Source organism: Flammeovirga aprica JL-4, from assembly GCF_012844305.1.
Taxonomy (GTDB): domain Bacteria; phylum Bacteroidota; class Bacteroidia; order Cytophagales; family Flammeovirgaceae; genus Flammeovirga; species Flammeovirga aprica.
Genome location: NZ_JABANE010000009.1, coordinates 1 through 18,256, shown reverse-complemented (window position 1 = coordinate 18,256; position 18,256 = coordinate 1). Strand labels below are relative to the sequence as shown.

Annotated in this window: 16 protein-coding genes and 2 rRNA genes; 6 read left to right on the top strand and 12 right to left on the bottom strand. The window is 36.4% G+C overall.

Going from position 1 to position 18,256, the window contains the following annotated elements:
* Window positions 1–97: 97 nt before the first annotated feature.
* Window positions 98–928 (top strand): translation elongation factor Ts, encoded by an 831-nt coding sequence (gene tsf / locus HHU12_RS04775; RefSeq protein WP_169655500.1) that lies wholly within the window; start codon window positions 98–100, stop codon window positions 926–928.
* A 373-nt stretch (window positions 929–1,301) separates the two neighbouring features.
* Here tsf and HHU12_RS04770 read toward each other — a convergent pair whose 3' ends face one another.
* The 8 genes from HHU12_RS04770 to dtd form a co-directional block, all read right to left on the bottom strand.
* A complete protein-coding gene (locus HHU12_RS04770; RefSeq protein ID WP_169655498.1) occupies window positions 1,302–2,189 on the bottom strand; it encodes a gliding motility protein GldN in 888 nt (295 codons plus the stop codon).
* Between the two features lie 15 nt (window positions 2,190–2,204).
* Window positions 2,205–3,824 carry a type IX secretion system motor protein PorM/GldM gene (gene porM / locus HHU12_RS04765; RefSeq protein WP_169655496.1) on the bottom strand — a complete coding sequence of 540 codons (1,620 nt, stop codon included), beginning with the start codon at window positions 3,822–3,824 and terminating at the stop codon, window positions 2,205–2,207.
* 54 nt (window positions 3,825–3,878) lie between these two features.
* Window positions 3,879–4,703 (bottom strand): type IX secretion system motor protein PorL/GldL, encoded by an 825-nt coding sequence (gene porL / locus HHU12_RS04760; protein WP_169655494.1) that lies wholly within the window; start codon window positions 4,701–4,703, stop codon window positions 3,879–3,881.
* A gap of 72 nt (window positions 4,704–4,775) precedes the next feature.
* Window positions 4,776–5,828 (bottom strand): T9SS ring complex lipoprotein PorK/GldK, encoded by a 1,053-nt coding sequence (porK, locus tag HHU12_RS04755; protein ID WP_205959779.1) that lies wholly within the window; start codon window positions 5,826–5,828, stop codon window positions 4,776–4,778.
* 165 nt (window positions 5,829–5,993) lie between these two features.
* Window positions 5,994–6,938, bottom strand: coding sequence for a PorP/SprF family type IX secretion system membrane protein (locus tag HHU12_RS04750; RefSeq protein WP_262889371.1), 945 nt, complete (start codon window positions 6,936–6,938; stop codon window positions 5,994–5,996).
* 318 nt (window positions 6,939–7,256) lie between these two features.
* Window positions 7,257–8,033 carry a uroporphyrinogen-III synthase gene (locus tag HHU12_RS04745; RefSeq protein WP_044211785.1) on the bottom strand — a complete coding sequence of 259 codons (777 nt, stop codon included), beginning with the start codon at window positions 8,031–8,033 and terminating at the stop codon, window positions 7,257–7,259.
* Between the two features lie 67 nt (window positions 8,034–8,100).
* Window positions 8,101–9,234 carry a DUF4271 domain-containing protein gene (locus HHU12_RS04740; RefSeq protein ID WP_169655490.1) on the bottom strand — a complete coding sequence of 378 codons (1,134 nt, stop codon included), beginning with the start codon at window positions 9,232–9,234 and terminating at the stop codon, window positions 8,101–8,103.
* Window positions 9,231–9,683 carry a D-aminoacyl-tRNA deacylase gene (gene dtd / locus HHU12_RS04735; RefSeq protein WP_169655488.1) on the bottom strand — a complete coding sequence of 151 codons (453 nt, stop codon included), beginning with the start codon at window positions 9,681–9,683 and terminating at the stop codon, window positions 9,231–9,233. The genes HHU12_RS04740 and dtd overlap by 4 nt, the downstream gene beginning before the upstream one ends.
* Window positions 9,684–10,082: 399 nt before the next feature.
* On the opposite strand from dtd, the gene HHU12_RS04730 reads away from it, so the two are divergent.
* A complete protein-coding gene (locus tag HHU12_RS04730) occupies window positions 10,083–10,712 on the top strand; it encodes an Ezrin/radixin/moesin family protein (protein WP_169655486.1) in 630 nt (209 codons plus the stop codon).
* 90 nt (window positions 10,713–10,802) lie between these two features.
* Window positions 10,803–11,291 (top strand): cytidine deaminase, encoded by a 489-nt coding sequence (cdd, locus tag HHU12_RS04725; RefSeq protein ID WP_169655484.1) that lies wholly within the window; start codon window positions 10,803–10,805, stop codon window positions 11,289–11,291.
* A 41-nt stretch (window positions 11,292–11,332) separates the two neighbouring features.
* Here the strand turns inward: cdd and HHU12_RS04720 are convergent, their stop codons facing one another.
* Complete coding sequence (locus tag HHU12_RS04720; RefSeq protein ID WP_169655482.1) at window positions 11,333–12,469, bottom strand: hypothetical protein; 1,137 nt, start codon at window positions 12,467–12,469, stop codon at window positions 11,333–11,335.
* Window positions 12,470–12,599: 130 nt separating this feature from the next.
* Here HHU12_RS04720 and rnr point away from each other — a divergent pair, with 130 nt between their 5' ends.
* From rnr to HHU12_RS04705, 3 genes are all read left to right on the top strand, one after another.
* On the top strand, window positions 12,600–14,789 hold the full coding sequence (gene rnr / locus HHU12_RS04715; protein ID WP_169655480.1) for a ribonuclease R: 2,190 nt from the start codon (window positions 12,600–12,602) through the stop codon (window positions 14,787–14,789).
* Between the two features lie 28 nt (window positions 14,790–14,817).
* Window positions 14,818–15,327, top strand: a complete 510-nt coding sequence (locus HHU12_RS04710) for a phosphoribosyltransferase family protein (RefSeq protein WP_044211770.1) — start codon at window positions 14,818–14,820, stop codon at window positions 15,325–15,327.
* A gap of 253 nt (window positions 15,328–15,580) precedes the next feature.
* A complete protein-coding gene (locus HHU12_RS04705) occupies window positions 15,581–15,823 on the top strand; it encodes a hypothetical protein (RefSeq protein WP_044211768.1) in 243 nt (80 codons plus the stop codon).
* 76 nt (window positions 15,824–15,899) lie between these two features.
* On the opposite strand, the gene HHU12_RS04700 is transcribed toward HHU12_RS04705, so the two are convergent.
* From HHU12_RS04700 to HHU12_RS04690, 3 genes are all read right to left on the bottom strand, one after another.
* Complete coding sequence (locus tag HHU12_RS04700) at window positions 15,900–16,874, bottom strand: alpha/beta hydrolase (RefSeq protein ID WP_169655478.1); 975 nt, start codon at window positions 16,872–16,874, stop codon at window positions 15,900–15,902.
* 178 nt (window positions 16,875–17,052) lie between these two features.
* Window positions 17,053–17,164: ribosomal RNA gene (rrf, locus tag HHU12_RS04695) — 5S ribosomal RNA — on the bottom strand.
* A 117-nt stretch (window positions 17,165–17,281) separates the two neighbouring features.
* Window positions 17,282–18,256, bottom strand: a 23S ribosomal RNA gene (locus HHU12_RS04690); the annotation flags it as partial.

Sequence of the window (18,256 nt, the reverse complement as noted above, 5' to 3'; positions counted from 1 at the left end):
CGCATCGTACTTAGTACCTTGCGGGTTCGTTCGTAAATAAATTAAGGGTAGAGTATTTCTACCAATTTTCAACCATTCTTTTAAATCTTTTATAGAGATGGCTATCACAGCAAAAGACGTTAAAGAGCTACGTACTATCACTGGTGCGGGTATGATGGACTGTAAAAAAGCCCTTACTGAGGCTGAAGGCGACATCGAAAAAGCAGTTGAAATCCTTCGTAAAAAAGGTCAAAAATTAGCTGCAAAAAGAGCTGACAGAGAGACTACAGAAGGTCAAGTTTTCGTTTATGAAAACGCTGACAACTCTAAATCTGTAGCTTTAGCATTCGCTTGTGAAACTGAACCAGTATCAGTTAACGACGAATTCAAAGCTTTAGGACAAAAATTACTTGACGCTGCTGTTGCTGCCGACGCTAAAACTGCTGAGGAAGTACTTGCATTAGAAATCGACGGAGCTCCTGCTACTGAAGCAATCACTGCTTTAACTGCAAAAATGGGTGAGAAGATGGAAATTAGCGGTTACGCTAATGTTGAGGGTGCTGCTGTTGCTGCTTACAAGCACGGTAACGCTATCGCAGTATTAGTTGAACTTTCTGAGGCTGCTGACGACGCTGTATTAGAAGCTGGTAAAAACGTAGGTATGCAAGTTGCTGCTATGCGTCCATTAGCTTTATCTGAAGCAGACGTTGATCAAACTGTTGTTGCTAAAGAAAGAGAAATTGGTGTTGAGCGTGCTCGTCAAGAAGGTAAACCTGAGCATATCTTAGAGCGTATTGCTGAAGGATATGTGAAGAAATTCTTAAAAGAGAACACTCTTGAGAACCAAGACTACGTAAAAGAGCCAGGTCAATCTGTAAAATCTTACGTAGGTTCAGTGAAATCAGGTATGGTTATCAAATCATTCCACAGAGTTTCTACTGGTAAGTAATGAACTTCCTTCCAACGAAGGAATCAATTATATTAAGGCTATTCTATCTTTTGATGGAGTAGCCTTTTTTTATCAATATTCTGATCTACAAGTTTATTACTTGCATCACAATTCTAAGCAGTTGAACATTTATAATCGGTTTAGTTGAACCTGTATTAGTCTAATCAAAGCCAAGAAGAGGAGTATACCATACATCTTGAGCAATTCCATCTATCCTAAGACATAATTATCTTTTTTAAATCTCCTTCCTCAAAATATCCATTAAGAGAAAAAGAACATATGTAAAGAAATCAATGAAGTTCAAAAACCTAAAAGCAAAAAAAGAGAACCACTTTTACATGATTCTCTTTTTATATTTTATTCTAATATTATACTAGTTTGACCATAAGTCTGACTCGTACTCTACTAGATCATATTTGTATTCTAAGCCTTTCATCAAAGCGATATCACCTTTAGCATCACCATACAATAAAGCAATATCTTTATCTTGTGTATTAGTGTACTTAGTAATCTTACCTTGATATAACAATAGATCAAATGCATCAGATAAATTCTTACTTTCTGCTAAGTTTCTATCATTGTACCATAGAGCATCTCTGTTTTCTTTGAAAAGGTTTTCAACAACTTCTTTGTAACTGAAAGAAGCAACCATTCTCTCTAGAGTACCTCCATTATTCTCTGCAGGAAGTACTAATGTGATCACTTGAATATCATGAACCCACTTTCCTCTTCTACGGTCGAATAAGATATCTACTTTGATTTCCATAAGATAAATATCTTCTGGGTAAACCTCATCGTTGGCTTCAGCAGCAACAGCTCCGCCACCACCGCCACTGCCTGAGTCTCCCCAGCCAGAGTCACCTGAGTCTCCCCAGCCGCCTCCGCCGCCCCAGTCGTCGCCACCACCCCAGTCGTCACCTTCTGAGCTGCTGCCTCCTTCATTAGGACGTTTGATACGCTCTTTGAATTCGTCTATTGTCAAACGCTTCTTTAAAGAGTCATTCTCATATGGTCTAAGTAAACTACTCTTTACTGCATCAATCATCAGTTTAGGTAACCAACGGTTTTTAGCAAAGAACGGCTGATTGATTTTATCAGAAAGGTTTACTCTATACCAAACCGTTTTCTTAAACATTATATCTGCATTACGGACAGGTCTCACGGAATGCTTATTCCATTCACTCTCGTCAATCTCCTGTGCGTAAGTCATACTAGCAACTGCTACAAATGCTAGTAAAAGTAATCCTCTTAGACTTTTCATAATCTTGATTCTTCTTTAGTTTACTGAGATTGTAGTAATTCCACCTACTCCAGAAACTTTTTCAGTTTGTCCCTGAGAGTTCTTACGAACTACTGTTTTCACATCTACTACAACACGTACACCTGGTGTTCCTTTTGGTGCTTTTTTCAACAAGCTTCCGATATCGAAATCTTGCTTACCACCTTTAATTTTAACAGGACCAGCCAATGGCTTAGTACCGAATGCTACAGTAACTTCCCATTCCATTACACGGTAGTTAGCCTCATCTGGTAACGCCGCTTTGAATTCTTCATCTGGTTTAGGACGAACTTTAAGTGTTCTTGTTTTAGAACTGATACCTTTCTTCAAATCAACACCAGGGAAAGTGATTGATGGCTTTGGTACCCCTCTTGTTTTGAAGTTTTTAGTACCAATTTTATTACCATTACTTCTTACAGTTAAAGCAACTGATTTAGCTTTAACACCTGGAATGATTGTAGCTACCTTACCAGAACTCATTACTTTAGCATTTGAAGCAGAGAACTGAGGGTTGTAAGATTCACCTAAAGCAGGTACATCAATTACTAATTTATTTGCTACGTTTCTGTAAAGAGCGTTTACAGTAGCCGAGTTAACTTCGATTGAAGGCTTAACAACAACATACTCTTCTTCTACTAATAATGTAGTATCACCGAATGGAGTTGTATAAGTAATTTCACCTTTCCAAGATTGAAGAGAACGGCCATTTTTATCATATTTAGCAGGCTTTGCAGGGAATTTAACTTCACCAATACCATCTACTACTTTGATAGAACCACCATTGTATTTCATTCTTGGCTTCGCTGCTGAAGATGATGCTGCAATAAACATTGTAGCTTCATAATCTAAACCAGCTGCAACATATTTCGAAGTAGGCTTTACTACTGCCACTACTTTATCAAATACTACTCTACCACCAACACGATCATTCAATACTTTCAATACTTTAGTTTCGTTTTGAAGTATCTCAGATGACATTTCTGAAAGGATCGCCATACATGCTGCTGTAGGTGTATGATCAAACTGAATGTTTGCAAAATCTTTCTTCTTGTTATCCTTATCCTCTTTGTATTGAGGCATTTCACTTGCCGGCTTAGCTAGCTTACCAATTTTTTGCCAAGTCTTAGATGTATCATGTTTCATGGCTACATCATCAAAGTGCTTCGCTAATGTGTTAAGTTTTTTCTCTAACTCATAAGCTTTACCATTTTTCTTACCTTCTAAACCGATTAAAAGTTCAGTAGGCTTTTGGTAATCACTCTTTCCTTTCAAGTCACCAGTTTGTGGATCAACACCACCAGTTTTTTCTTTGATCTCTTCTTTTAATTGATCAATATAAGCTACAACCTCAGCAGTTTCATTACGAAGTGCTTTTGCATCTGCTAAAACTGATTTAGTGACATCATTTACTTTCTTTGCAGCCGCACCCTCAATTGCGTGTAGCTGTCTATCATTTTCTTGTGAAGTAATGCCATTAGAGTTCTCTAATGATTGCTCGATAAAAATAAACTTATCAAGTACAGTATTACTCACGTTCAACGCTAACATAGCCATTAGTACTAAGTACATTAGACCAATCATCCGTTGTCTTGGGGTTTCTTTTGCTCCTCCTGCCATTAGTTCTTTTCTTTGTTAAGTTTTTACAAAATGTGAACGTCTAAAAGACTAAAATTAGCCTTTCATTGCAGTAAGCATCTTACCATATACATTGTTCAACGAAGTTAAGTTCGTAGTCAATGCAGTCATTTGAGTCTTGAATTTAGTAGCTTCTTTACTAGCCTCATCCATGCTTTGAACAGCAGTTGCTAAGTTTCCGTGGAATTTGTTGATTGTTTTAAGATGATTGTTCGCATCTTTCAATTCCATTTCATAAACTGCATTTAAAGCACCTAAATTCTTAGTAATTGCTTGAACTTGTTGTTGGTGTGCTTTAGAATCAGCAGCAGTACCTTCCATTGTTTTCATTGCTGATACTGTAGTAGCAAAAGACTTATTCAAGTCTCCCATTGACTTAGTAGCAACTTGTAATGAACGAGAGTACTCATCAGAAGCACCTGCAACACTTGCTACAGACTTCATTTGACCTACTGATTTATTTAAGTTCTCCATTCCAGCACCAAAGTTTTTGAATACTTCTGGAGTTAATTTCGCGTCTGCTAACATTTTATCCATTGCACCTAAAGCTGCAACATCTTTCTTAGGGTCACCTTTAGCAACTTTCTTTCTTGGAGCTGCTGCTGCTTCCTCAGATAATAACTCAGGGTAAGCTAATGCCCAGTCATAATGCTTCTCAAATGGAGCTGCTGGAGCGAATGCACCGATAAAGAATAATAATGCTTCTGTGATAAGGCCAGCTGCAAGGATAGGTCCACCGTTAGGTAGGTGAAGAATCTTAAACATTGCACCAATAATTACTACGGCTGCTCCAAGGTTAGTTAAAATAGGAACGTATACTCTGTAGAATTTTGCTCTTCCTGTTTCGTGTAAATGGCTCATTTTGCTTTTAAAATTGTCTAAATTGATTGTTTTGGATAAACTTGTGTGTGTTCCTTGTTTAGGCTCACTTTCTTAATAATCTAACCCAGATGATCTACCTAGATTAATCATAACACACCTAAACCCTATATATGATCTTGCTTGTGTTTCGAATTCGTATGATCTTGTTCCCGTTTGGATGTAATAAGGAATATCTTTCCAAGAACCTCCTCTTACGATTTTCTTTGGCTCATTTGGATCCGTATAAGTAGGGTTTAAGTCCCAAACAATTGGGTAACCTGATGGATTGTAAGCATCATCACACCATTCTGCAACGTTGCCGGACATATCATAAAGTCCAAATCCGTTAGGGAAATAAGCGGCTACTGGCGAAGTATAAGAATAACCATCATCATAATAGTTACCTCTACCTGGTTTGAAATTCGCCAAAGCACAACCTTTACCATTTCTCACATAAGGACCACCCCAAGGGTACTTAGCCATATCTAGACCTCCTCTAGCTGAATATTCCCATTCTGCTTCTGTAGGTAATCTGAAAGCTGGCATTTCTGCTAGTCCTTGTTCAGTTCTATAACCGTTGTAATGTCTTGTTCTCCAAGCACAGAATTCAACTGCTGCTCTTCTTGTTACACCTACAACTGGATAATCATCAAATGCAGGGTGACTATAATAATAGTCTTGCATTGGCTCACCCATGTGGTAAGTGAAGTCTTTTTCCCACACTGTTGTGTCAGGACGTAATTCTTCTTGAATCTGTTCGAAAGTCCAATCTGCACTAGTATCAGATTCAGCTTCCATACCTTCAATGAATTGACGGTACTCGTTATTTGTAATCTCTGTCTCGTCCATGAAGAAGCCACTAATTGTAACTTGTTTGTTCATGTTGATCATAGAGTATGTAATGTCTTCATCCGCCTGTCCCATATGAAATGTTCCTCCAGGTACACTAGTCATTCCATAAGGTAACACTCCTGGATCCCATTCTGGTCGGTCTTGTGAACCAATCAAATTACCCTGATCAGATTCATTACCACCTCCGAACAGGCCGCCTCCACCACAACTTTGTGTTAAGACAGCCAAAATGCTTAACGCTCCTATTAGCCTTTTCTTTGACAAGCTTTTCATATGATAAAAAATTCTCCTATTGGAATGATACGTTTCTTTTTTTAAGGATAATGAACGTTAATAAATTATAACTAAACATTATCAAACATGAGTGAAACAAAAATGAATCCAAAAATTAAAATTGAGAGAAAAAAAATAAAATCAATTTAAAATAATAAGGTGAAATTAGTCATGACGATAACGAGGAGTCCTAATCACAGATGGCGACTTACTTCCAAAGGCTCCAAATCCAAACGACAGAATTATTTCATGTGAGGTAGGTGCTTTTGCAGATTGATCCTTAATTGTGAAATCAAAAGCATACCCAAGGTGTAGTTTTCTATTTTTCAATAAATAAACCCCAGCTAGTGCACTTAATGCTTCCACTTCTCGTAATCCAGCTCCCACATACACCCATTCTTGAAGATTGGCTAAAACAGTTAAATCAAAAGTAAAATTATTCAAATCTGTCTTCATTAAAATAGAAGGCTGTATGATTAAGTTGTTCGTTACATCAAGTGACATTCCAAATAAACCATTGAAAGACATCCCTAAAGCACTGAAGGGTGAAGCACTTCCTCCTTCAAAATCAGATTCTAATAAATGCTTTGCTCCTATACCTGCGTATAGCTTCTCGCTTTGGTAATAAACTCCTGCTGAAATATCCGGCACAATAGAGTTCATAGGTTTCCCACCGTTATATAAAGGGTCATTCTCATTGACAAACCTTAATCTGTCTGTATTTACACTACGGTCGTAGATACCTCCTCTTAAACCAAATGAAAGTGATCCGCTTTTAAGAGGAATTAGATAAGATACGGAAAGCTGTGCTTCTAAATTAGACATCAACCCTACATCATCATTCACTACATGAAAGCCCACGCCTAAACGTTTTGATTGAATAGGAGATGATATAGAGAAAAACTGCGTATTCAACGTTCCTTCGTTCTCGAATGTGCCTTCATAGCCAAGCCATTGTGTTCTGTGCAATAACACAGCTTCAGTTTCTGAGGAAGTCATACCTACAGCCGCTGGATTTAAAAATGGTTTGGAAAACATGTATTGCGTAAACTGAGGGTCTTGCTGAGCTTGAGTGCTTAGATGAGTACACATCATGAAGAGGCAGCTCATGATGATAATTTTTGTCCAATGCATAATTTATAAGTCAGGTTAGGTTGATTCTCCCTAAAGTTGATGATTGAGTTAAATGTTTACAAAGCCGAAATAAAGAGAAGGATAAGTACTTTGCTCCAAGTTGAATTAATTTCTTTATGCTACTGAAATTAAAAAGTCATTCCGTTCTTCGCTTATTAAGTGCGTAAAGAAGTTACTATATTTTTAGGAATCTTCTACTAAAATTAACAAAAAAAATAAAGTTTCACCGCAAATTAGAAATAAAAAAAAACACCACATAATTGCGGTGTTTCAATATCTTAAAGAGTAAAGTTTTTACTCATTAGCTTCTTTGATGTACAACTCAATTGCACCTGTCATTGATGGGGCATTAGGTAGAGGAGCCTCTACATCTAAATGCAAACCTGCATCTCTAACAGCTGAAGCAGTTGTAGGACCAAATGCTGCAATTCTTGTTTCCTTTTGCTCGAAATCAGGGAAGTTAGTAAATAACGACTTAATTCCTGAAGGGCTGAAAAATGCAATCATATCGTAGTAGATGTCGCTAAGATCAGATAAATCTGCAGCTACTGTACGGTAAATGATCGCTTCATTCATCTCGATATTGTTAGACTCCATGTAATCTGGAATGTCTTCTTTACGAATATCTGAACAAGGGAATAAAAACTTCTCGTTTTTAAACTTCTTAAATAAATCAAACATGTCTCTAGCAGTCTTGTATCCTGTAAACAACTTACGTTTACGGACTACAATATACTTCTGAAGGTAATTTGCAGTTTGCTCAGAGATACAGAAATATTTCATATCTGCTGGAACTTCTACCTTCAGTTCTTTACATAATCTGAAGAAATGATCAATGGCATTTCTAGATGTAAAGATCACTGCTGTATGCTCTAAGATGTTAATCTTTTGAGCTCTAAATTCTTTGGCTGTCACGCCTTTTACTTCGATAAAAGGACGGAAATCAATTTGGATTCCATACTTCTCTCCTAATTTATGGTAAGGAGAATTTTGATTGGCGGGTTCCGGTTGAGACACCAATATTGACTTCACAGCTTTCTTCACCACTTTTCCTGCTATGTCGTTTGCCATGTTGTTTTATATATTTTTTATGTAGTAAATCGCAGTTAAAAAAAGATTTACTTTGAGTTATAAGAAATCAACTAATGAAAACCTTCACAGCTAACAAGGAAGGAAGGAATTCAGTCGCGCAAAAATACGAAAATAAATAATTATTTCTAAAGTTTACTTGTTTAGATACAGCTATATACACTAAAAAACTCTTTGCAAGGAAGCCTATCCCTATAAATAACCTCATAAATTCCCAAGAGATATAAAAAGGATTTAGTGTCCAAAAAACGCATATAATCATATAAAACAGTACATAAACCCATGTTAATTTGTAGAATTCAGCCCCATGAATTGACGGTATATTTGTATTCGAAAAAATATTTCCTAAAAAATAAATAATTATCAATCTGAAGGCTACAAATCCTAAAATTGCCACCATAACATAGAGTATATTGACTGCAAAGGCAGAGACATCCTTATTCAATTCTGCAGCATTAACCTGAGATAGCCAAATTTCTCCACTTCCAAACAACATTAGTGCAAGGCTTCCTACTAAGGTAAAACTAAAGATAAACATGATCAATTGTAGGGTGTTCATTTTAGTTGTATCTACCCTCCCCATCGTTACTCCTTCAAAAGACCTGATCAAAGAATTCGCTCCTGTTTTAAGTCCTCCAACTTTTGCTGATAATCCAACAAAAGCAAAAACAATAAGCGACCACATCAACAGCATTTCTCTAAAGTCAGAATGATATCTTGCTTTTTCTATCTCTCCATTTTTTTCAAAAGCGGCACTCGTTACTATTTCACTAAAAGGAACTTTCTTATCTACAAAAAATGCTTTTGGAGCATCACCATTTACGGTGTTCACAACAAACAACAATTCACCTGTTACCTTTTGCTGTTCTTTTAATTCCAGATTAGAGAAATAAACAATGCCATTATTTTTCTTGGATATATCCTGAAGCTGATTATTTACAAATACAGCCGCGTTTTCAGGTATGACAAATTCTACGCCTAGTCCATTGAGATTTTTAACATCTAAAAGAAGGTAGTAATTTCTCACAAAAGGATGTTCTTCTGGAATATAAGGAACGAATCCATTCACTTTACTTTCATATATAAGCCACTTATCTTGAATGGGAAATTCAACTGCAAATGTCTTATGCTGAAGGACAAAAAAAGTAATGAATGAAAAAATTATATGGTAAAAATATCTCATTTTTTATCTTTTGAATCAATGAAGATTGTCACAGGACCATCATTTAATAAAGAAACCTGCATATCAGCTCCAAACTCTCCCGTTTCAATTTTCTTCCCGGTAAGATCTGACAGTGTAGCTATCATCTCTTCATAAAGAGGAATTGCCTTGTCAGGGTGCGCTGCTCCAATATATGAAGGCCTGTTGCCTTTTTTGGTACTTGCCTGAAGTGTGAACTGAGAAATCAATAATATATTTCCCACAACGTCTTGAACTGACTTATTCATTTTACCTTCCTCATCAGAAAATATTCTCATACCCACTATTTTCTTAGCCAACCATTGAAGATCCTCTTTTTCATCATCATGACTGACACCCAGCAAAATCATTAATCCTTTCTCAATTTCTCCAATCACATTACCTCCCACCTCAACTTTAGCGAAAGAAACACGTTGCAACACAGCGTTCATAAAAATAATGGTTTTATTAAAAAATACCTCAATTCAAGTGAGTATCAAGCATCAGCAAATTTCACACGCAAGAAAACATTGCAAAAAACGCCACGGCAACAATATTTCCCTTCAATATTTGAAGGATAACCGCCTAAAATGATAGAAAAAATACTGAAAATTATTTTTTCTTGATACTAACAAGTCTTTGTACTGCGAATTTAAAGGTTATTGGAAAAAGATTTTTACTGTTAGAGCAATTTTCGTTAATATAGTGGCATAAACATTGATGTTTTTAGGTGAAAAAATAATGTTTATCTATTTTTAAACAGCAATCTTGCTTTTTTTCATTCTTCAACAAAATAAAATACCGCTATTTAAGGTTATTCTAAACAAATAGTATTGAAAATTAATTTTACCATGAAAAGGATATTTATATTACTCTTTATCGCATTTAGTGTTCTTGCTGTAGACAACGATCTATACGCCCAAAAAAAGAAAAAGAAAAGCAAAGCATCTGATGCTAAAAATGAAAAGGCTGAAATCAAAGAATGGAAGAAAAAACTAAAAAGCACTGATCCTCTTAAGTTTAGAGATATGACTCAGGAGTTGAATACGCTTAGAGGTCAAGCTTCTGGATTGAAAGCGGAAATTTCTAAACTAGAGCAGGAAAAAGGTTCTTTTGATGCAAAATTGAAAGAGAAAGACAATACTATTGCTGACCTGAAGGCTGAGAATGAAAAGCTGAAAAAGAAAATGGATAACAACGTTTCTAATTCTGGTGATGACTACACAAAAGGTATTGTTTACAAAGTTCAAATTGGAGCTTTCAAGAATCGTGACCTTTCTAAATTCCAAGACAAAGGAAACTTCTGGATGGAAGATCAAGATGGTTTGAAAAAATATACAATCGCTTACTTCCGTGATTATGGAGAGGCTGATCAGTTCAAAAAATATATGAGAGCAATGGGCGTTAAAGATGCATGGATTGTAGCTTATGACGACAATGTTCGTAAAGACATCAAAGATGTACAGAGAAAAGGAAAGTAATTATTAACAGTACTTTTCGGTAAAGAAAGCCTTTAGGATATGAATTCTAAAGGCTTTTTCTGTATCTTAATTCTCTAAATAAGAAAAGATATGGCAAAGAAATTAAACCTTAACATCGAGATTGTTACTTATGACAGCCTTGATGAATTATCCAAAGAAGATCAAGAACTATTGCGACTTGCAGAAGAAGCTACTTTCAAGTCTTATGCCCCTTATTCTAATTTTAATGTTGGAGCGGCTCTGATTCTTGAAAATGGAGAAATAGTAACTGGAAATAATCAGGAGAACGCCGCTTATCCTTCTGGAATGTGTGCTGAAAGAAGTGCAATTTACTGGGCTGGAGGACAATACCCTGATCAAACTATAAAGACTATAGCAATAGCAGCTCGAAAAGGAGAGGAAAAAACTTTTATCCCCATTTCACCTTGTGGCTCCTGCAGGCAAGCAATGCTAGAGTATGAAGTAAAACAGGAAAGCCCAATCCGTCTTTTGATGAAAGGTGAAAAAGATATTTATGAACTACAGTCAATTTCGGATTTACTGCCTTTCAAGTTTACACAAAAAGACTTATTTGAATAAAATCGTTCGCACAGTATTATTAAATACTTTTGTTTAAGAACTTACAAACGGGAAAGTTGCTTTTTATTGAGATGATCAATTATTCTGACTCCATATTCAGTTTCAGTAGCTTTCCTTTTATAAAATTTAGAGAGATCTTTTTGCTTCAAAACCACATTTAAAGCATATAAATAAGCATAAAGAGGGGAATCAATATACTCCTTTCTTGACTCTAATTTCTGAAGTCTTTGGTCTGCTTCAGATAACATTGCATTTGATTTCTCATAATCTGCATTTTCAAAATAATAAACTCCTTTCATGATCAGCCCTCCAACCTGATTGAATTCCTCATGAGAATTCTCTAATAAAGCGATATACAGCAACACTTTTTCATTTTTAAATTCTCCATTAAAATTTAAGGTAATAAGCGATTCAAATATAAAAAGCTGATTATTAGGATATTTATCTAAAAACTGATACGCAATATTAACAGCAATAGGGTTATTATTTCTCGTATAAATCCACATCAAATACCTTCCTGCTTCAGTTGAAGTGAAAATGCTATGCTTTTCTGCAAACTCCAATTGCTGAATCCCTAAATCCTTATTTCCTGAGGGAAAAAAACTGAGAAAAGGTTTATAAATTGGATTCAATTCTGGATAGAACTCTCTGTAATAGTTATAAATACCCGATGAAAAATTAAATTCATCAAAACGTTCCAGGTTTTTCATTCCCTTTCTCGTCAATGAATAAACTTCCCTTGCTTCGGAAACTGCTTTCCAAGTCGCTCCTTTATAATTGTAAGTTCTTGCTTTCATACTTCTTGCCAACAGCAAAAAATAAATGGATTCAAAATCACTAGCATCTTTATTATAGGCTTCTTCACATAGCTCTATACAGCGGTCTAAGTAATCAAAAAGTAAGGATACACTCTCCTCATTTTCATAATCAAAGGGCACATTTTTCCAATAAACATTTAATCCTTTAAGTAAAGCCGTAGAGGAATGACCGTTCATAAGGTCTGTATACTTAAGCATCAAAGAATCAGAAGTTTCAAAATCACATTTGTACAAAGCGTCCATAATAGACGTGGCACATTGTAACGCCTCCTCATTTTCCCACAATTTTTGGGACTTCTGAGCATAACTAGAAGTGAATAAAATTAAAATTTGAAGGGTTAAGTAAAAACTTCTCAACATAGTTTCGTATTCATCGCCCTATAACTAGGATTTTATCGTAATTTAGCAAACTGAAGGATTAAGATAGCATCTCCACCTACTTTTAATTAAACCTATCTTGATCCATCTCTATAAGATGTAAATCAAAAACATGGCAAAAACCAGAAAAAAGAATATAAAAGAGAATAAGAAATCTAAGAAAAAGGTGCAAAGAAGAAGCAGCCTTAATTCTCATACAATACAAAATATCATTGAACTTTTAAATTCTAGACCTGAAATGGGTTTTAGTCTTCGACAAATTGTTAAAGATGTTAGAATTAAAAGTCAAACTGATAAAGATAAACTCAAATATATAATGATTGCCTTAGCAGATGAAGGTAAAATTCTTCTGAAAGGTAAGAAATATCAATCTATTCTGTTGCAAGAAGAGCAACAAAATACCAGAACTGCAACAGTTGATTTTGTCAACCCTAAGTTTGCATTCCTGGTAGTAGACACACCTGTTGGTGAAGAAGTAGAGGATATACGTGTGTTGCTACCCAATATGAACAGAGCACTCAACGGTGATAAAGTTGAGTTTACGACTTTCTATAATAGACAAAGAAAGCGTGATGAAGCAAAAATCACTAAAATAGTAAAGCGTGAAAAAGATGAATTTGTAGGACAACTGCAAATCTCTGAGCGTTTTGCATTTGTGGTAGCTTCAGATCGTAAAATGTTCTATGATTTATTTATTCCTATTGAAAAGATTGGAGATGCTCAAAATGGGGATAAAGTAATTGCCAAGATTACACAATGGAAACAGAATGATAAATCACCTACTGGTAAAATCACTAAGGTTTTAGGTAAGGCAGGTGATAATGAAACTGAAATTCACTCTATCATGTTTGAATTTGGTCTTCCATTTGAATTCCCTAAGGAAGTAGATGCCGAGGCGAATGCTATTCCTGATGAAATTCCGGAAGATGAAATCAAAAACAGAAAGGATTTCAGGGATAGAACTACATTTACGATTGATCCTGTTACAGCCAAGGACTTTGATGATGCACTTTCGATCAGAAAGATGAAAAATGGTCATTATGAAATTGGTGTTCACATTGCGGATGTATCACATTATGTGACTCCGGGATCATTATTGGAAGAAGAAGCTTTCAAAAGAGCAACTTCAGTTTACTTGGTGGATCGTACAGTTCCAATGTTGCCAGAGAAACTTTCCAATGGCCTATGTTCATTAAATCCTCATGTTGATCGTCTAGCTTTTGCAGCGATCTTCGAAATGGATGAAACGGGTAAGGTCCATAAGCAATCATTTGGCAGAACAGTGATTCACTCTGACAGACGTTTCTCTTATGAAGAAGCTCAAGAAAGAATTGAATCTAAAGAGGGTGACTTCCAAGAAGAAATTAATACACTAAACGACATCGCTCACAAACTTAGAGATGCTCGATTTAGAAATGGTGCGATTTCATTTGAGTCTATTGAATTGAAATTCGATTTAGATGAAAATGGCAAACCAACAGGACTGACTCCAAAAATCAGAAAGGATGCTCATAAAATGATCGAGGAGTTTATGCTTCTTGCCAATAAAAGAGTAGCTGAATCAATTTTCCGTAAAAAACAAGACGGCAAACCTATGACGATGGTTTACAGGGTACACGGTGATCCTGATCCTGATAAACTAGCTCAATTTGCCACATTTGCGAAGCGTTTTGGCTATGATTTAGATCTAACGGAAAAGAAAATTGCTTTCTCTCTGAATAACTTAACAGAAGAAGTAGAAGGAAAGCCGGAACAAAACATCATTGAGCAACAAGCCATCCGTACAATGGCGAAAGCGATTTACACTACAAATCCAGAAGGACACTATGGTCTTGGTTTTGCTCACTACACTCACTTTACTTCGCCTATCCGTAGATATCCTGATGTAATGGTGCACCGCCTATTACAACATTATTTAGATAAAGGTAAATCTGCTGATGAGAATGAATTTGAAGATCGCTGTAAGCACTCTTCTGCTAGAGAAAAAGTAGCAGCGGATGCAGAAAGAGCTTCAATCAAATACAAGCAGGTGGAGTTTATGTCTGAATTCCTAGGAGAAGAAATGGAAGGTACTGTTTCTGGATTAACAGACTGGGGCATGTTTATTGAGCTCAAGGATACTCGCTGTGAAGGCCTTGTGCGCTATTCATCAATGACGCATGATCAGTTTATTTTTGATCCTGATGCAATGATTGTTACAGGTCAGAAATATAAAGAAACTTATCAGTTGGGTGACGAAGTAAAAGTTATCGTTAAGGAAACAAACATTGAAAAACGATCGATTGATTTCGACATCGTTTAATGGTTTTATATTCAAAAAATAATTAATCATGACGACTATTAGCAATGTTATTTTAAAGCATGAGCAGATCGTTCAGAAAATACGCCGTATAGCTTTTGAAGTGTATGAAGATAACTTTGGAGCTAAAGAAATCATATTTGCAGGAATCAAAGGAAATGGCTATCACTTTGCTGAATTACTAAAGGCAGAGTTTGATAAAATTTCTACCATTCCATCTGACATTACTAAAATTACGATTGATAAAACTGCTCCTCTACAGACCTTCATTGAAGTTGATAAAGATTTGAAGGAAATGGAAGGAAAAGTAATTCTATTAGCCGATGATGTATTGAATACTGGTCGTACTTTGGCTTATAGTATTAAACCGTTCTTGGGCATTAGAATCGAAAAATTACAAGTTGCAGTTTTAGTTGATAGAGGATATCATAAGTTCCCTGTAATTCCTAGCTTCACAGGTTACGAATTATCAACTACTGTAAAGCAAAATGTAGAAGTTGACCTTACAGACCACTTGAGTTTTACAGTGACGCTCACATAAGACATATTCCGCTTTCAAAATATTATAATCAATGGATTTTCAATACGTTAATTCATTGATTTTTTTTATTCTAATTCTAAATAAGACAAGGTAATCTAGACTAATTATCAACAAAGTTTAACTAGAAACAATCTAAATACAAACTGATCATTTTCAGGTATTTATATCTTCCATAATTTGTTCTAATCGCAGTTTTCAACTTAAATTTGAGCATCAATTAAGATACAAAAGTTTAAACCTAAACGATAAAAATATGTCTATTAGATTATCATCAAACTGTAAGAGCTGTGCTGAATTAGCTGAATCATTAACATGTAACGTACATAATGTTAAAGTAAATGAGAAATATACTTGTGACAGCTTCTCTAGTGCATCAGAATTAATCAATGCTATTCAATGTACTAACTGTGCATTCTTCCAAAAAGACAACTGCTCTAAGCCTGCACAAGCAACAGAAGGTATGCTTTGTGGAGATTGGGCACCAGCAAATGTTTAATGTTACCTGATTAAATATTTCAAATAAAAAAGCCAGAGTAAATTAGTATTACTCTGGCTTTTTTAGTGCTTTAAATTTATTTACCCAATAGAAACTCTAAAGGAATATTCAATCTTTTTGCCCAAGCAATTTCAGAATGATTTTCGCCTGGGAACTTTTTCGTCATCCAATTTTCAGAGGTAAAACCGTGGTTTTTCATGATCACATCTACTCTCTTTTGATAAGGTTCATATTGAGAATCCAACGTTTTTGTGCCAAAATCAAAGTAGATTTTATGTGTCTTAGGGTCTGGCAAATTGTTCGCTACATAATTAATAACTCCATCTGTAATCGCCTTATTTTGAGCTGCAGTAAAATCTTCAGCATAAACCATAGGCCAATGTGTTGAAACACAACCTGCACCTCCAAATACTTCTGGGTATTCGCAGATAGCATACATAGAAATTAACCCTCCCATACTAGACCCCATTACAAATGTATGTTCTCTATCTGAATAAGTAGAATAGTGGTTATCTATATATGGCTTCAGTTCACTCGTAAGAAATTTCAGGTAGTCATCTGATAAAAGTTTTCCTTCTACCCTTTTTGCCAACACATCCTCCAAATCAGACTTTGAAAGTTTTTTCAGTGACTTTTGAGGTAAATATTCAGATGATCTGTACTTCCCATTATTAGGAACTGCAACCACAATTACGTCTTGAATTTTATTTTCTTGCAATAGTTTAGTGATGTGTTCGTCTACTTCCCATTCCTGTTTGTTCCATGTTACCGTAGAGTCAAATAGCATCAAACCATCATGCATGTATAATACTGCATACTTTTTTTCTTTAGAATAACCTTCAGGCATATATACATCTACATTTCTGTTGTCGATGTATTTTGATTCGAAATTAGGGATTCGATCAATTTTTCCTGCATAGAGTTTAGGCATTTGATCATCAGAAGCTACTCCTAATGTTTTTTCTTGTTGTTTCTCCTCTGTTTGCTTTGATTCAGTAGCACAAGAAAACAGAAGAAGTAAGGTTGATAAATAGGTAACTATTTTTTTCATTTTCTATTATTTATAATGTTATGTGCTTGTATAGCGAAGGTAAGAAATTCAAAGTTTTCAATATACTTCCAAGTAGATAAAATAGTTTGATTTAATATATTATTACATTTCGAAAATGTATAGACACAAAAAAAGGTTAGTCAACATCTTGTGTTAACTAACCTTCTGTATTTAATGAATGTGGCGCCGACTTACTCTCCCGGGGGTTAACCCAGTACCATCAGCACGGTAGGGCTTAACTGCTCTGTTCGGAATGGGAAGAGGTGAACACCTACGTCATTGGCACCATCAATTTCTTAATGATCTAATGAGTTAGAATTTAATCACTGTAATAACTAATCTGATTAGTCATTGACAGTGAAAAGGAAAAACTTTGCTGGTACCCTATTTCTAGAGTACCAACCGTAAAAGAAAAAGCTTTTGGGCGATTAGTACTTCTCAGCTGAATGTATCTCTACACGTACACTTGAAGCCTATCAACGTCATAATCTTTAACAACCCTTATATGGAAATCTCATCTCGAGGTGGGTTTCGCGCTTAGATGCTTTCAGCGCTTATCCGCTCCACACATAGGTACCCGGCGATGCTCCTGGCGGAACAACCGGTACGCCAGAGGTGTGTCCAACTCGGTCCTCTCGTACTAAAGTCAGAGCCTCTCAAATTTCCTACGCCCGCAACAGATAGAGACCGAACTGTCTCACGACGTTCTGAACCCAGCTCGCGTGCCACTTTAATGGGCGAACAGCCCAACCCTTGGGACCTTCTCCAGCCCCAGGACGTGACGAGCCGACATCGAGGTGCCAAACCTCCCCGTCGATTTGAGCTCTTGGGGGAGATCAGCCTGTTATCCCCAGAGTACCTTTTATCCTTTGAGCGATGGCCCTTCCATGCGGTACCACCGGATCACTATGTCCCACTTTCGTGCCTGGTCGAGATGTCTCTCTCGCAGTCAGGCTCCCTTATGCCATTGCGCTCTTCCGACGATTGCCGACCGTCGTGAGGGAACCTTGGAAAGCCTCCGTTACTCTTTTGGAGGCGACCACCCCAGTCAAACTACCCACCAAACAATGTCCGGGCAAAGCCCGTTAGACCGTCGAACAGGAGAGGGCGGTATTTCAACAATGACTCCAAAATGCCTGGCGACACTCCTTCATAGTCTCCCGCCTATCCTACACACTCCTGGCCAACGGCCAACGTTAAGTTGCAGTAAAGGTTCATGGGGTCTTTTCGTCCCGTTGCGGGTAAGCGGCATCTTCACCGCTACTTCAATTTCACCGAGCTCATGGCCGAGACAGCGTCCAGATCGTTGCACCATTCGTGCAGGTCGGAACTTACCCGACAAGGAATTTCGCTACCTTAGGACCGTTATAGTTACGGCCGCC

Bases quoted from the DNA above. Each gene is read 5' to 3' on its own strand.
- HHU12_RS04750 (WP_262889371.1), bottom strand. From the start codon at position 6,938: ATGAGCTGCCTCTTCATGATGTGTACTCATCTAAGCACTCAAGCTCAG.
- porM (WP_169655496.1), bottom strand. From the start codon at position 3,824: ATGGCAGGAGGAGCAAAAGAAACCCCAAGACAACGGATGATTGGTCTA.
- HHU12_RS04730 (WP_169655486.1), top strand. From the start codon at position 10,083: ATGAAAAGGATATTTATATTACTCTTTATCGCATTTAGTGTTCTTGCT.
- HHU12_RS04705 (WP_044211768.1), top strand. From the start codon at position 15,581: ATGTCTATTAGATTATCATCAAACTGTAAGAGCTGTGCTGAATTAGCT.
- porL (WP_169655494.1), bottom strand. From the start codon at position 4,703: ATGAGCCATTTACACGAAACAGGAAGAGCAAAATTCTACAGAGTATAC.
- rnr (WP_169655480.1), top strand. From the start codon at position 12,600: ATGGCAAAAACCAGAAAAAAGAATATAAAAGAGAATAAGAAATCTAAG.
- cdd (WP_169655484.1), top strand. From the start codon at position 10,803: ATGGCAAAGAAATTAAACCTTAACATCGAGATTGTTACTTATGACAGC.
- porK (WP_205959779.1), bottom strand. From the start codon at position 5,828: ATGAAAAGCTTGTCAAAGAAAAGGCTAATAGGAGCGTTAAGCATTTTG.
- dtd (WP_169655488.1), bottom strand. From the start codon at position 9,683: ATGAACGCTGTGTTGCAACGTGTTTCTTTCGCTAAAGTTGAGGTGGGA.
- HHU12_RS04770 (WP_169655498.1), bottom strand. From the start codon at position 2,189: ATGAAAAGTCTAAGAGGATTACTTTTACTAGCATTTGTAGCAGTTGCT.
- tsf (WP_169655500.1), top strand. From the start codon at position 98: ATGGCTATCACAGCAAAAGACGTTAAAGAGCTACGTACTATCACTGGT.
- HHU12_RS04710 (WP_044211770.1), top strand. From the start codon at position 14,818: ATGACGACTATTAGCAATGTTATTTTAAAGCATGAGCAGATCGTTCAG.
- HHU12_RS04740 (WP_169655490.1), bottom strand. From the start codon at position 9,234: ATGAGATATTTTTACCATATAATTTTTTCATTCATTACTTTTTTTGTC.
- HHU12_RS04720 (WP_169655482.1), bottom strand. From the start codon at position 12,469: ATGTTGAGAAGTTTTTACTTAACCCTTCAAATTTTAATTTTATTCACT.
- HHU12_RS04745 (WP_044211785.1), bottom strand. From the start codon at position 8,033: ATGGCAAACGACATAGCAGGAAAAGTGGTGAAGAAAGCTGTGAAGTCA.
- HHU12_RS04700 (WP_169655478.1), bottom strand. From the start codon at position 16,874: ATGAAAAAAATAGTTACCTATTTATCAACCTTACTTCTTCTGTTTTCT.